Annotated in this window: 14 protein-coding genes; 9 read left to right on the top strand and 5 right to left on the bottom strand. The window is 61.4% G+C overall.

Going from position 1 to position 14,080, the window contains the following annotated elements:
- Positions 1–20: 20 nt before the first annotated feature.
- On the bottom strand, positions 21–863 hold the full coding sequence (locus RWT78_RS22230; protein WP_314680793.1) for a lysophospholipase: 843 nt from the start codon (positions 861–863) through the stop codon (positions 21–23).
- A gap of 146 nt (positions 864–1,009) precedes the next feature.
- Between RWT78_RS22230 and RWT78_RS22225 the strand changes: the two genes are divergently transcribed.
- Together RWT78_RS22225 and RWT78_RS22220 are read left to right on the top strand one after the other, a co-directional pair.
- Positions 1,010–2,119 carry a DUF6670 family protein gene (locus tag RWT78_RS22225; RefSeq protein ID WP_037128698.1) on the top strand — a complete coding sequence of 370 codons (1,110 nt, stop codon included), beginning with the start codon at positions 1,010–1,012 and terminating at the stop codon, positions 2,117–2,119.
- An 18-nt stretch (positions 2,120–2,137) separates the two neighbouring features.
- Entirely contained in the window at positions 2,138–2,713 is a 576-nt protein-coding gene (locus tag RWT78_RS22220; RefSeq protein WP_064073890.1) for a hypothetical protein, read from the top strand.
- Here RWT78_RS22220 and RWT78_RS22215 read toward each other — a convergent pair.
- Both RWT78_RS22215 and RWT78_RS22210 read right to left on the bottom strand, forming a co-directional pair.
- The gene (locus RWT78_RS22215; RefSeq protein WP_064073911.1) at positions 2,696–3,340 is read right to left on the bottom strand and encodes an SUMF1/EgtB/PvdO family nonheme iron enzyme; all 645 of its coding nucleotides are present in this window, start codon (positions 3,338–3,340) and stop codon (positions 2,696–2,698) included. The genes RWT78_RS22220 and RWT78_RS22215 overlap by 18 nt on opposite strands.
- Before the next feature lie 26 nt (positions 3,341–3,366).
- Entirely contained in the window at positions 3,367–4,887 is a 1,521-nt protein-coding gene (locus RWT78_RS22210; RefSeq protein ID WP_314680787.1) for a PucR family transcriptional regulator ligand-binding domain-containing protein, read from the bottom strand.
- Positions 4,888–5,062: 175 nt separating this feature from the next.
- Here RWT78_RS22210 and RWT78_RS22205 point away from each other — a divergent pair, with 175 nt between their 5' ends.
- Positions 5,063–5,527: a nucleoside deaminase gene (locus RWT78_RS22205; RefSeq protein WP_003940577.1), complete on the top strand. Its 465-nt coding sequence runs from the start codon at positions 5,063–5,065 to the stop codon at positions 5,525–5,527.
- Positions 5,524–6,855 (top strand): cytosine permease, encoded by a 1,332-nt coding sequence (gene codB, locus RWT78_RS22200; protein ID WP_314680784.1) that lies wholly within the window; start codon positions 5,524–5,526, stop codon positions 6,853–6,855. The genes RWT78_RS22205 and codB overlap by 4 nt, the downstream gene beginning before the upstream one ends.
- 94 nt (positions 6,856–6,949) lie before the next feature.
- Here codB and RWT78_RS22195 read toward each other — a convergent pair whose 3' ends face one another.
- Complete coding sequence (locus RWT78_RS22195) at positions 6,950–7,795, bottom strand: mechanosensitive ion channel family protein (RefSeq protein ID WP_003939801.1); 846 nt, start codon at positions 7,793–7,795, stop codon at positions 6,950–6,952.
- 86 nt (positions 7,796–7,881) lie between these two features.
- Between RWT78_RS22195 and RWT78_RS22190 the strand changes: the two genes are divergently transcribed.
- The 4 genes from RWT78_RS22190 to RWT78_RS22175 all read left to right on the top strand — a co-directional run bounded on the left by RWT78_RS22190 (position 7,882) and on the right by RWT78_RS22175 (position 11,609).
- Positions 7,882–8,520 (top strand): DUF2461 domain-containing protein, encoded by a 639-nt coding sequence (locus tag RWT78_RS22190; protein WP_314680780.1) that lies wholly within the window; start codon positions 7,882–7,884, stop codon positions 8,518–8,520.
- A 428-nt stretch (positions 8,521–8,948) separates the two neighbouring features.
- On the top strand, positions 8,949–9,941 hold the full coding sequence (locus RWT78_RS22185; protein ID WP_099698658.1) for an ABC transporter substrate-binding protein: 993 nt from the start codon (positions 8,949–8,951) through the stop codon (positions 9,939–9,941).
- A gap of 83 nt (positions 9,942–10,024) precedes the next feature.
- Positions 10,025–10,810 carry an alpha/beta hydrolase gene (locus RWT78_RS22180; protein WP_314680776.1) on the top strand — a complete coding sequence of 262 codons (786 nt, stop codon included), beginning with the start codon at positions 10,025–10,027 and terminating at the stop codon, positions 10,808–10,810.
- 70 nt (positions 10,811–10,880) lie between these two features.
- A complete protein-coding gene (locus RWT78_RS22175) occupies positions 10,881–11,609 on the top strand; it encodes a Clp protease N-terminal domain-containing protein (protein ID WP_314680774.1) in 729 nt (242 codons plus the stop codon).
- Here RWT78_RS22175 and mqo read toward each other — a convergent pair.
- Complete coding sequence (mqo, locus tag RWT78_RS22170) at positions 11,593–13,035, bottom strand: malate dehydrogenase (quinone) (protein ID WP_314680772.1); 1,443 nt, start codon at positions 13,033–13,035, stop codon at positions 11,593–11,595. The two genes, RWT78_RS22175 and mqo, sit on opposite strands and share 17 nt — an antisense overlap.
- A gap of 95 nt (positions 13,036–13,130) precedes the next feature.
- Between mqo and RWT78_RS22165 the strand changes: the two genes are divergently transcribed.
- On the top strand, positions 13,131–14,039 hold the full coding sequence (locus tag RWT78_RS22165; protein ID WP_042447004.1) for a LysR substrate-binding domain-containing protein: 909 nt from the start codon (positions 13,131–13,133) through the stop codon (positions 14,037–14,039).
- The last annotated feature ends 41 nt before the right edge of the window (positions 14,040–14,080 follow it).

Here is a 14,080-nt window from a genome sequence, read left to right as displayed (position 1 = left end):
GATCCCGCACGTAGACATGACTATGCTCCGGTGAACCGCGGACGCAGCCACTCGACCAGATCGTTCAGAACTTCTTCCTGCTCAGGCTCGTTGAAGATCTCGTGGTACAGGCCGTCGTACACCTTCAAGGTGACATCTGAAGAGCCGGCCAGATCTGCGACGAGCTTGCTGCCGGCCGGGTCCGTCAAACGGTCGTCCGAGCCGTGTTGAAGCAGTACGGGAATGGTGAGCGAGGGCAGCCGCGCCGGGAAGCCTTCCGCGGCGGTGATCATGCCGCGCGCGATGCCGGCGGGAACCTTGCCGTGGTGAACCAGCGGGTCGGCGTTGTACTTGTCGACGACCTTCTGATCACGCGATACGGCAGCAGCTTCCAGGTTCTCGACGGGCACGTCCGGGAGGTATTTGCCGACGATCTTGCCCAGCTGCATCACGATCTTCGGAGTGCCGGTTGCGATGATCACCGCAGGTCCGGACAGGGCGAGGGCTTTGAGATCGGCCTGATGGTCGAGGGCGTAGGAAAGGGCGATCGCGCCGCCCATGCTGTGCCCGAGCAGGAACTTGTCCTTGCCGGGATGTGCCGCCGTCACGATCGAGAACAACGTGTGGACGTCGTCGGTGAAGTCGGAGAATTCCTTGAGGTGAACGCGCTTGCCGCCAGAGCGTCCGTGCCCGCGATGGTCGGGTGCGTACACGATGAGCCCGAGTTCCCCGAGTCGCGCAGCCACGTGGTCGTAGCGCCTCGCATGTTCGCCGAGTCCGTGGCACAGGACGAGAACCCCGGTGGGTTCGCGGTCCGGTGTCCACACGTCGTAGACGATCTTGGTGCCGGCCACTCCGGTGAACGACGACTCTTCGTGCTGCATTGTTGCGCCCTCTCTGCGACCGGTTCCGGTACGCGGATTCTCACATGCTATTCGCCGCGTGCGCAGGGCGCGGGTGTTCAGGGTGTGAGGTCGTCGAGGAAAATTCGACACTTGTTTGTTACGTCTGGTTACATTAACTTAGGGGCGTGACCGGACAAACCGTTGATCGTTCCGACCCTGTTCCCGCCACCCGCTCGCGCCGATTGTGGCGACCCGCGGTACGGGCTTTGCTGGACGGCGCGCTACCGCTGATCGACAAGCGAATGGCGGAATCGGTACGCCCGTTCGATCGGCCCGAGATGCTGCGTCCGCACCTGGCTTCGCGGAAGTTCGCGTGGACGCACTACGGGATCTTCGTTCCCCGGCTGCCAGGGCCTTTCCGTTACCTCAACACCATGACGTTGATCGGTGCAACCGGGACGGTGGTGTTCGACAACGACTATCTCGCTGCACCAGACGCGCGAAACACCGCAACCGTGCTGAGTTCCACCGCAGCGCCGGGCCATCACTTCTACCGGGCGTACGACGCTGCCGATGAGTGTGCATTCGAAGAAGATGGTTCGCGAATCGCCTTCGGTGACAACCTGATCATCGAGAACAGCTATCCGAACTTCCGTGTCACCGGGCGATACGACTCATTCGACGTCGATCTCGAGATCGTGGCAACGGACCAAGCGTCGTGGTTCGTGCGTAATCCCGTCTACGACCACGTCAGTCTGCTGGCACAGTGCTCCGGAACGATTGCGAGTCCGGATGGACCGGTAAGTATTTCGGCTCCGTGCACCGTCGAGTACGCGCGGTGCATGACACCGCAATCGTTGACTCGCCGCGCGCTTCCCGAGTCGTGGAAGCTCCCGGCCGACTTTTTCACCTACCAGATCGTTCAACTGGACGACCGGCATCAGTTGTTGCTCACCGATGTTCGAGCGTCAGGCGTTACGGCGTGCAAGCTCGCCTACATTCGGACTGTCGACGGTAGTGCGAAGGTCTTCGACGACGTCGAGTTCGACGTGCTCGAGTACGCCGACGCATTGCACGTCGACCCACAGGGTCGCGAGATGCGTGTGCCGCGCGTACTGCGTTGGCAGGTGCGCGATTACGGTAGGACGGTCGTGGAGTTCGAGGCCGAGATCGACTCGGAGTGGCGCTACGGTCACGGCAAGGGATACGTCGGCGCGTACACCTACCGGGGAAGCTTCGACGGTGCGTCGATCAACGGCACCGGTTACATCGAATGGGTGGACTGCGAAGTGTAAGGCCCCTAGGGTGTATCGGTGCCTTTCGTAGACCCCGCCGCGCTGACGATTCGTCCGCAGAAGATCCTTGTCGCGGGGACTTCCGGTGCCGGAAAGACGACTCTCGCCGGTCGAATCGGGCGGCTTCTCGAGATCGAACACACTGAGCTGGACTCGCTGTTCCACGGGCCCGGCTGGATTCCGCTCGACAGTTTCGAAACCGAAGTACGACGCTTTTCCAGCGAGCCGGCCTGGGTGACCGAGTGGCAGTACGGTGCGGTGCGTCGACTTCTGGCCGAGCGTGCGGACCTGATGCTGTGGTTGGATCTGCCTCGGCGGACGGTGATGCGCCAGGTGATCACACGAACCGTGCGTCGGCGATTGCAGCGAGAGGTGTTGTGGAATCGCAACATGGAGCCGCCACTGCACACCATTCTGTTCGATCCGGATCACGTGGTGCGCTGGGCCTGGCGAACCGACGGACGCAACGAGGAGCGAATGGCCACGGTCCTTGTCGATGTGCCGTCGTTGCCGATAGTTCGGCTTCGCAGTCGAGAAGAGATCGAGGCTGTGCTCGAAGTCCTCGGCCGTCTGCCCTCAGATCGTCTGAGCTAGGCGAAATCCCAAGTCGTCGATAGCAAACGTCGGGTGGCTTCGCCTCCTTACGGTAGCGCCACAACCGCGCTCACTTTCGGCCCAACTGCCGCCGCGGAAGATCCGGTACGTGCCGTACACCTCGGGGTCGTAGAGATCCCAGCACCATTCCCAGACATTGCCGATCATGTCGTACAGGCCCCAGTTGTTGGGTGTCTTGGTTCCGACGGGATGCGCTCTACCCTCTGAATTGTCTCTGTACCAGGCAATCTCGTCGATCTCGCCGTAGCGGTAGCCGGAGGTGCCGGCCTTGCATGCGTACTGCCACTCGGCCTCGGTGGCGAGCCGGTAGCCAGTTGCGCCCCGGTCCCACTGCGGAGAATCGGTGTCGACGTCTCGATATGCGGGTGTCAGACCGTCCGCGACCGAAAGTGTGTTGCAGGTTGCGATGGCGTCCTTCCATGAAAGGTCGACCGCTGGTTTGCTCGAATCGTCCGACGAATCTCCGTGAAGCAGCGCCCTGGTGGTGAGATGGCGTGCGAGGCGGAAGGATTCGACTTTCGAGGTCCACGCAGTACCTTTGCGGTCGTCCCGAAGGTGCACCTCGCCGGCAGGGATCTCGATCATCAACTCCGCTGCTCCGGTCATTCGTTCATCATCGCAGAGGTTGTCGCTCACCCGGGGAGACGCTCGAACGCTGCTTGTGGATCAAGGCCGGTGCGCATGCGCCATGCGGTCAGCGCAAGTCCGAGGCAGACCACCTGTGCCGGATCGTCGAGGGAAACACCCATCAGCTTCTCGATACGCGTGAGCCGTGCATAAAGCGACTGACGCCGAATGCCGAGGAAATCCGCGGTTCTCGCCTTGCCGCCCCGATGTGCGAGGTACGCGTCGAGCGTTCGGACGAGATCGGCGGAATGTGCTGTGTCGTATGCGATCAGCGAACCGAGTTGCTCGGTTACGAACACGGACAGCGAAGCGGGAGTCGTTCCGGCGGCGAGCAGTCGCTGGACGCCGACGTCCCTCGCGAGGATCACTCCGGTCCGGGTGCCGAAACGCCGCGCGATCTGGACGACTTCGCGAGCTTGCGCGACCGCCGCCCCGACGCCCGACAGATCCGCGACCGGCGTCGCCACTCCGAGCGTGCGTACCGCGGAACCGCCCGGCCCGCGGCGTAGTAGCTCGTCGGCTTCGGTGAACTCAGTGCGCACTCGAGCGGGGGATACGGACGCCCACCCGTGCGCGAGCACGATGACGTGATTGGCCGCAGTCCCGACGACACAGGAGCCGAATACGGCCCGCACGGCATCGCGTACTTGGTCAGCGAGCTCTCGAACCGGCGTTTGCCGATCGATGTCGACAGCGGCGACGAGGACGTGGTGCCCCTCCGACAACGGCGTCCACCCGGCCGCTGTCAGTCGCTCGGACAAGTCGCCGTGCGATGTGAGCACACCGCCCACCACGTCGGTGATCACCGATTGGGCGAGTGACTGTCTTGGGCCGAGATCGCCGTGACGGCCGAGTTCCAGAGCTACCGCGACGGCGGCGCAGTTTGCGACGGCGGTTCGGCGTGTGGTTGCCGGCCCGCACAGGACAAGTCGACCGAGTGAGTTCGTCGGGCCGCGTACGTCGTGGATAGTGCGTTCGGTCTCGGATCGCTCTGCGCCGGTTGTGCTGCGCTCGACGGTTCTGCCATCCGCGTCGAGCAGATCGACGCCGCACCCCGCGAGTCGTGACACTTTGTCGAGCAGCGCAGTCATGCCCTGGCCTGCAACCACGAGACTCAGAAGTTCTTGCCAGACAGGCTCGCCCGCTTGCGCCGAACCGAGAGTGCGGCGGAGCATGAGGTCGTGAAAGTCTTCGATCATCCGCTCGAAGGGCACTACTGCGTGCAGGGCCAAGAACGCGAGTCCCCGTCGGCGCGAAGCTTCGACGAGTTCGGGAGGGGCCGTGAGGAACGAGCGCCCGACTTCCATCGTGAGTGCGACGCATCCCGCGTCCGCCAATTGGTCGATGTAGGCGGTGAGCTGCTCGGGAGATCGCCCGTGCAGACCGAGGCCCGTGGTCAGAAGGACCTCACCTCCGGACAGCAGCCCACCCATCTCGTACACCTCGGACGAATGGACCCAGCGGACCACCGCGGTATCGACGTCGCCCGCGAGCACCTCGATTGCGGCGGCCTTGAACGAGGGCATCGCAAGAACTTGTCGCAGAGTCGGGAGCATTTCTATATCGTCCGCCGAGGGGGCACTTCGTCATAGAGCTAGTTCTGCCGAACTGACAGGTTGTCCCTTGTCGGGCTGTTACCACCGTGGTCGGATTGTGACACGAGCCACAATCGACGATTTTGGTCAGACTCCAGGAGCGCACATGAATCATCCGGCACACACCGATGAGTATTTTCTCGGACTTGCGATCGAACAGGCGAAGATCGGTTGGGAGGAGGGCGGCGTGCCGATCGGCGCGGCGCTGATTCACCGGGGCGAGGTTCTCGCAGTCGGACGTAACCGTCGGGTCCAGATGAACAGCGCCATCCGTCATGGCGAGACCGACTGCATCGAGCGCGCCGGACGACTGCCGGCCTCGGTGTATCGCGAGTGTGTCCTCTACACGACTTTGTCGCCGTGCTTCATGTGCGCCGGAACTGCGCGCTTGTACGAGATCCCTCGAATCGTGGTCGGCGAAAATCGTTCCTTCGAGGCATCGGAGGAATGGTTGCGCAGCAGCGGAATTCAGGTCGACGTCGTCGACGACGCGGAGTGTGTGGCACTGATGGACCGCATGCTGGCCGAGCGCCCGAGCCTGTGGCTCGAAGACATCGGCGAAGTTGTATGAGCAGCGCCGTCGAACCTGCCACGGTCGCAGGCGATTCGGAGAGCGCAGGCCCCCCGGTCGATCCTGACTATCCCGTTACTCCGGTTCCGCTTCATGCACGAAAGCCGTTCTTCTCGCTCGCGGTGGTGTTGTTGGGGTTCACCATCTTCACACCGACGATGTTGGCCGGAGCAGCGCTCGGTACCGCGTTCTCGTTCTGGAAACTGATGGTGGTGATCGCCGCCGGATCCGCCATCTTGGGGGTTTACGTCGCCATGATGGGGTTCGTCGGAGCTCGAACCGGACTGACAACAGTTGTGATGGCGCGCTACAGTTTCGGCACTCGCGGGTCCAAGCTCGCTTCGATCCTGCTGGGCGGTACTCAGATCGGCTGGTACGGAGTCATCATCGGCACGATCGGTGATCTCACCGCGCAGGCATTGGGCTGGGAGTCCTATCTCGCGCGGGCGTCGGTGATGATCGCGGCGAGCATCTTGATGTGCGTCACCGCCTGCTACGGCTACCGCGGAATGTACTGGGTTTCGCTCGTCTCGACGCCCTTGATCCTGGCGTTGGCCTGCTGGGTCGTGTTCCGGTCCCTCGAAGAGGTCGGTGGATTCTCTGGCCTGGTCTCGGTTCAACCGCAGACGACCATGACGATCGCGCTCGCAATCACCACTGTCGTCGGCACGTTCGTATCGGCGGGAACGCAAGCGCCCAACTGGACCAGGTTTGCCCGTTCCGGATCACAAGCGGTGTGGGCCTGCGTTATCGGGTTCCTCCTCGGAAACGGATTGATGATCCTGTTCGGCGCCATCGGAGCCATCACGTTCCACGAGGGTGACTTCGTGTTGATCCTCTACAACCTCGGGCTTGTCGGCTGGGGCCTGGTCTTGCTGTTCGGAAACCTCTGGAAGAGCAACGCAGACACCGCATACGCCTTCGGAGTGGCCGGTGCCGAACTGTTCAGAAAGCCCCGCAAGACCCCGTTCGTCATCGGTGGATGTGTGATCGGCACTGCGCTCGCTCTGACCGGTGTGCACAACCACCTGGTCGACTACCTGAGCCTGCTCGGAACTTTCATCCCGCCATTGGGCGGCGTGATCATCGCTGACTTCCTGTGCCGGTGGCGGCGAGGCATTCCCGAGGGATACACCCCGCAGGCGGTCCACTGGCGAAACCTCGCCGTCTATGCCGTCGCAGCGTTCCTCGCTTGGCTTTCCGGTGAGTTCGAGGTGGGAATCCCGCCGCTGATCGGCATCGTCGTAGCAATTGCTCTGACGATGTTCCTGCACAGGGTGTTTGGCAACAGCTCGGCAGATCGGGAGGTCTCGACCTCCATCGTCTGAATCGTGCTTCAGGCACCAGCGAGCCCCCGGCGGTATCGACCGCGCCGGGGGCTCGCGTACTTGATGGAAAGGGTAGACGATTCCGTCTCAACCGTCAGCGCAGAACAGGCAGGTAAGGTGCCTCGATTCCCTGCTCTTCGAACGCAGTCAGCGCCGAGCGTGCAAATGCGCGCTGGACTGCCCATTGGCGTCCAGGCTTGACCTGCGCCGTCACTCGAATGGTAATTGCCTCGGCAGTAACCGAATTGACTCCCAGCATCTCCGGCTTGTCGATCATGTCCGCCCTGATCGGTTCGGACTCTGCCGCCTCGAGGACAGCTCGCGTCGCCACCTCACACGCTTTGTGCACGTTCGCGTTGTGGGCGATGGGGAGATCGAGAACTGCAGTGGCGTAACCCTGACTCATGTTGCCCACTCGCAGGATTTCGCCGTTGCGGCAGTACCACAAGGTGCCGTTCACATCTCGAATCGTGGTGACGCGCAGGCCCACTGTTTCGACGGTGCCGACCGCGTCGCCGAGATCGACGACGTCGCCGACACCGTACTGATCCTCGAGCAACATGAAGATGCCGGAGAGGAAGTCACGCACCAGGTTTTGTGCACCGAAACCGATGGCAAGGCCGATGACGCCGGCGGATGCGATGAACGGCGCGACGTTGATCCCGAGGATGCCGAGAATCTGCAGCACACACCAGACCAGGATGACGATGGACACCGTCGATTTGAGTACCGAACCGATGGTCCGGGCTCGCTGCGATCTGCGCTCGTTCACCTTGGCGTTCGGAGACTTGCGAGGCTTCGACATTCGATCGATCCCGCGGTGCAGTGCGAAGCGCAGAACGACTGCGAGTGCCACGTAGATCGCGATCTCGACGGGTCGGTGAATCAACCAGTCTCGGTTGGTATCGGTCAGTTCCCATGCTTGTATTTCGGAAATCATCTCCATGCAGTCTACGGATTCGGGCCGATCCGGGCATCGGTGCAGGGCAGACGGTCCAAAGCCGAACAGGCAGCTAGGCTTACGTCATGGCTGCGTTCACTGGCATACCCGTTGCTGCACTCGACTTCTACGAAGACCTGGAAGCCGACAACAGCAAGACCTGGTGGGCAGCGCACAAGGAGACGTACGACGAAGTGGTTCGTCGTCCGATGGCGTCGTTGTCCGCGGCGTTGGAGGACGAATTCGGCACGGCCAAGCTCTTTCGGCCGTATCGTGACGTTCGATTCTCGAAGGACAAGATCCCGTACAAGACGCACCAGGGAGCGTTCGTCGGTCTCGCCGAGAGCTGTGGCTACTACGTGCAGATCGACGCGGCAGGGTTGATGGTGGCCGGTGGTTTCTACGCCAGCAGTTCGGAGACCATCGCGCGTTATCGTGCGGCTGTCGACGACGACGTTCGAGGGCCGGAGCTCGAGAAGATCCTGGCCTCCGTCGAGAAGGCCGGATTCACGATCGGCGGCGACAAGCTCAAGACGGCGCCTCGCGGATACACGGTCGATCACCCGCGGATCGAATTGCTGCGTCACAAGTCGCTGACTGCTGGTCGTAGTTACCCAAGCCCGTCGTGGCTGGACAGCGCCAGGACATTGAAGGAAGTTCGCACAGCGTGGCGCGCACTGACGCCTTTGGTCGAATGGTCCGGACAGGTGCTCGGACCGAACTGACCGTCCGGCAGAAAAGTGTGACGTAGCCGTAGGAGAGTTCACCTCGAGTTCATCAAAACTCGAGACGCCTGGGGCTAGCGTGGTGTGTGTAACCGAAAGTTTCGGCCCCGCTTCGAGTCGCAGCGCCGCAGTTCGAAGCCATTTTCTCTCGATCGACATCGTGAACAACCCGTGTCAGTGGAGACCATCATGGCTATGTTTCTCGCTCTCGTCCTGATCATCTCGGTCCTCGGAATCGTCGGCACCTACCTCGCGTTCAGTGCGGTCTACTTCGTCGAGATGCGCAAACTCGACAAGTAAGGGGTGCGAATTGGCCTGATTCGACTATTTCTGGGCCGATCGCGACGACCCTCCCTGCGTACGCTGTTAGGGCATCCTTATCCGCTCGCAACAGTGGATGATTCATTTCTTTTGGAGGTTCGACACGCATGCCCGCTCAATCCACGCTCTTGCTTCCCGAGGGCTACTCCGACAACCGCCTCGTTTCGGACCTCACACGTCGGCAGTTCGGCTTCGGTGCCGGAATCGCCGGACTGGGCGCGTTCCTGGCAGCCTGCGGTGACAGCGGGAGCAGTTCGGGTGAAACCGAAATGCGTTCTGTGACGACACCTCTCGGAACGTACGACATTCCTGTCAATCCGAAGAGGGTTGTCGCGATCGACTCGCGGCTCGATCTGGAACCTGCTGTAGCTCTGGAACTTCCGCTCGTCGGCTACACGTACGCCCAGGCGACACCGTGGGTGCCTATCGATTCGTCGGTACCGTTCCTGTCGGAGATCCCCAACCGCGAACAGATCTTGGCACTCGAGCCCGACCTGATCGTGTGCCTCAACTACGAGAGCGAGTGGTGGCCGGTGGCCGAGATGTCCACCATCGCACCGGTTCTGACGACCGAATTCACCGACGACTGGCGTACAAACCTCTCGCGGCTGTCGGGCTGGCTCGGTCGAACGGCCACACTCGATCGATTGACGCTCGACTACGACAATCTGATTTCCGACATCCGCAGTCGTCATGCCGAGAAGATTGCGTCCAAAACCGTTGCCAGTGTCTCGTTCATGCCAGACACGAACACGCTGTACGTCACGAGCATCCGAACGTCCGAGAAGGGCGACAAGCCCAGCGACATGACGCTCGGCGACATCGGTGGCAAAACCGCCACCTCGGAGGGCCTCGATCCCGAGGGCGGCGTCAGCCTCGAAGGCCTCGATGTGCTGGCCGGCGTCGACGGCTTCATGATCACCGAGAACGAGGACAGTGCCGCGTACCAGGCATTGGTGGCGAGCAAGCTGTGGCAGCGACTCCCGGCAGTGCAGGCGGGCAACGTCACCAGTCTGGGTGGCTCCACGTTCTACGGTTCGATCTACACGATTTCGTACGTGGCACAGGGTTGGGATGCCCTGTACAGCAAGATCAGCTGAAGCCCCTGCCGACCGGACCGATGAGTTTCGGTAGCGCGGGCAGTCTAATCAGGTAGGCATTGACCAGACCTGAGGAGATCGACGTGCAAACAGAGCAATCCCCAGCGGTAGTGCAATCCCGCGACGGTACGACCATCGCATACGAACGCTCCGGTGCCGGACCAGCAGTGGTCCTGGTCGCCGGAGCGTTCTGCGACCGCGGATGGTTCGAATCCCTGGCTGCAGAGTTGGCGGCGGACTTCACGGTGTATTCGTACGACAGGCGCGGACGCGGGGACAGCGGTGACAGTCGCGCGTTCTCGATCGACGCCGAGGTGGAGGACTTGCGTGCGGTCGTCGGTGCCACCGGTGAAACACCGCTCGTTTACGGATTGTCGTCGGGTGCCGCGCTGGCTTTGGAAGCCGCTGCGCAGGCCGTTCCGATGCGTAAGCTCGCCGTCTACGAGGCGCCGTACATGGACGACGACCAGCGTGACGAGACTGCCCAAAGTGACCTGGAGCGATTGATTGCGGGCGGCGACAGGGAAGGTGCTGTGACGCGTTTTCTGGATCTGACCGGTGCATCCGCGGAGATGGTCGACGAGATCAAGCGGAGTGCCGATTGGCCCGACATGTGCGCCATCGCGCACACCTTGCCTTACGACGTCGCTGTGTGTGACCACGGCTGTCAGTCGCTCGACTGGCTTGCCTCCATTACCGTCCCCACGTTGGTCATTTACGGCGGTGACAGTGGTCAATGGGCACCTGCCTCGGCGACGAGAATCGCTGCAAAAGTCTCGGGGACAAAGACTTTGGAGATCCCCGGTCAGGGCCACGGCGTCGCCGACGACGCTATTGTCCCGGCTCTGCGTGAATTCTTTTCCGGCTGAGCACTGGGCGGCGAAGACGATCGTCAACCTAGGGTTGACGTTTTCGGTTGCGTCAACCTATGGTTGACGCATGAGCAAACCAGTGGAAATGACCACCAAGGTTCGACTCGACGACCTCATCGACGCGATCAAGAAGGTGCACACCGACGCGCTCGACCAACTTTCCGACGCCATGATCGCCGCTGATCATCTCGGTGAAGTTGCAGATCACCTGATCGGTCACTTCGTCGACCAGGCGCGCAGGTCGGGAGCGTCGTGGACGGAGATCGGCGCGAGCATGGGTGTCTCGAAGCAGGCTGCGCAGAAGCGTTTTGTTCCCAAGGCGCCGAGTGATCAGAAGCCGATGGATCCGAACGAAGGGTTCAACCGGTTCACTCCCCGGGCGAAGAACGTCGTCATGGCCTCGCAGAACGAAGCCCGCGCCGCCGGTAACGCAGAGATCCAGCCGGAGCACCTGCTCCTGGGGCTCGTCGAGGAGCCTGCCGGGTTGGCTGCGAAGGCGATAGTGGCGCAAGGGGTGGAGCTCGGATCCGTCCGAGCTGCAGTGGCCGGTGTACTACCGACTCCGACTTCCGAACTACCAGAACTCATTCCGTACGACGCTCGTGCGCGCAAGGTCCTGGAACTGACGTTCCGTGAGGCTCTTCGCCTGGGCCACAACTACATCGGAACCGAGCACATCCTGCTCGCGCTGCTCGAACTCGAAGACGGATCAGGTGTTCTGGCTGATCTCGGAATCTCGAAGTCGGTGGCGGAGTCGAACATCGTTGGAGCGTTGGCCGTCATTCAGGATCAGTGATCGGTGTCAGTGCCGGCATCAATTCCTTAAGTGCCGGCATCCATTGCTCGATGTGGCTCGGAAAGCACTTGGTGAGTACGTCCGTCATCACAGATGGTGCAACCGAAGCTCCCGGCGATGCACCCAGGAGACCGGCAATCGATCCCTCTGCGCTGGTGATTACCTCTGTGCCGAATGTCAGCATCCCGACCTTTCTCGGGTGAGGCTTCACCAATTGGGCGCGCTGCCCGGCCTGAATCAGCTTCCAGTCTGCGGGATCGGCCTCGGGATAGAAGCGTTGCAGTGCGGCAAACTTGCGCCGTTTCGATGACAGTAATTGGCTGAACAGGTATCGGACGAGCGAGATGTTCTGTATTCCGACAGCAAGCAATACTGCGACGTTTCGGAATCGGATCGTAGCGAACAAGTCAGTTAGCTTGCCATGCTTGAGGAGTCGTGTGCTGAAGGTGGCATACGGTCCGAACATCAATGACGGGCAGCCGTCGACCACACGCCTGTCGAGATGGGGGACCGACATCGGTGGTGCTCCGATCGCGGCCTGGCTGTACACCTTCGCGTTGTGGGAGTCGACGACGGTGCGTTTTTCGGTATGCAGGAACTGGGCTCCGAGTGGGAACACCGCATAGCCTCGAACCTCGGGAACTCGCGCCTTCTGAAGAAGCCTGAGCGCGTACCCGCCTGCGCCGACGAAGACGAATCTAGATCTCAGTTGGAACTGAATGCCAGAGATAGTGTTTCGCCCACAGATGAGCCACGTGCCGTCTGTCATGCGCTGGAGTGATGTTACGTCGTGGCTCGTGCGGATGCGTGCACCACGATTTGTCATGGTGTGAAGCAGTTCTCGGGTCAGAGCACCGAAGTCCACGTCTGTACCTGCTGCGTATCGAGTCGCAGCTATCGGTTCGGAATCCATTCGGCCGCGCATCATCAGCGGCGCCCAATTATTGACCGTCTGAGGATCTTCTGTGTACTCCATGGCTGAGAATTCGGGTAATCCATGAAGCGTGGCGTGGCGCTGACGTAGATATTCGATGTCTCGTTTGCCGAAAACGACGTCCATGTGAGGGGTTGGGTTGACGAACGATGGGGTTTGTTTCAGCTCGCCGGTTTCCGCGAGTGATCCCCAGAATTGGCGAGACAGGTGGAATTGGTGGCTGATCTCTACAGCTTTCGCGGGGTCGCTGGGGTCGGGCATGTAGTTCAGTTCGCATAGGCCCGAATGGCCGGTTCCTGCGTTGTTCCACGCGTTGGAGCTTTCGCCGGCGGGTTCGCCGAGCCGTTCGAGTACCTCGATGGACCAATCGGGTTGGAGTCTTGCGATCAATGTACCCAGCGTTGCCGACATGATCCCGGCGCCGATGAGTATTGCGTCGAGTGGGGGCTCTTCGGAACCAGGTTTCAATCCCGACGGTGGCGACGTGAACATGGGCGGCCTTTCCTCAGAGGTTGGGGTGTATGTGCATCGTGGCCCCAAACAGACTCATCCGTCCAATGAAGAAACCATCGGTTTATGATCCGAATATGGATGAGTTTCGATCGGCTGAAGTAGAAGGGCTGGCGCCGCTTCTGGCGGCCTTCGATGTGGCCGCGGAGGAAGGCCACATCACGAGAGCTTCCGACCTGCTCGGGATTCCTCAGTCCTCGCTCAGCCGGAGATTGAAGACGCTCGAAAAGACGCTGGGATTTCAGCTTTTTCAGCCGGTTGGGCGCCGGGTTGCACTGACCTCGGCAGGGCGCGAATTACACGAACTAACTAGCCGCCTCGTCAAGGAGCTGGACAACGCAGTAGGTCTGGTCCGTAGTAACGCGGATCCGGAGGGTGGCCTCGTACGATTCGGGTTTCCACTGACATTGGGCCCGATCAGCGTCCCGTCGCTGCTCGCAGAGTTTCACGAGGCGGCGCCGCGGGTGCGATTGAACCTTGTGCAAGCGCATGGGGAATCACTCGCGCAAATGGTCCGAGACGGGCGTCTGGATCTTGCCGTGATGATTCCAGCGCCGGAGGACTTGCCTACAACGCTGTTGGGGCATCAGCAAATACTCCTGCATGTGGGTACTGGACATCGATTAGCGGCGAGAGATTGTGTCGACCTCGCGGAACTGGTCGACGAGACATTCATCGCGAGTCCGCCCACCTATCACCTTCGGATGTTGCTCGACTCTTGCTGTATGCAAACCGGATTCGAGCCGAGGGTTGCATTCGAGATCACGGAGTTCGAAACGATTCGTGCCCTGGTCTCGCGTGGTCTCGGTATCGCGTTGCTCCCCGTCGCCGAGGTCGATCACCCGGATCTCGTCGCTGTTCCGGTAACGGGCGTTCGCGATCGAACCATCGCGTTGGCCGTCGGCAATTACCGCCTGACGCCCGCCGTAATTCGACTGCGTGATCACCTGATTGCTCGTGCAACAGCGCTTCTCGGGTCGCCGTAAGGACAATGCAGAAGAGGGCCGCACCCTTGCGGGTGCGGCCC

Origin of the sequence: uncultured Rhodococcus sp. (assembly GCF_963525155.1) — a bacterium.
GTDB lineage: Bacteria > Actinomycetota > Actinomycetes > Mycobacteriales > Mycobacteriaceae > Rhodococcus_F > Rhodococcus_F qingshengii.
Note: the sequence above shows the minus strand (reverse complement) of the source record. Positions and strands in the feature narration are given on the sequence as shown.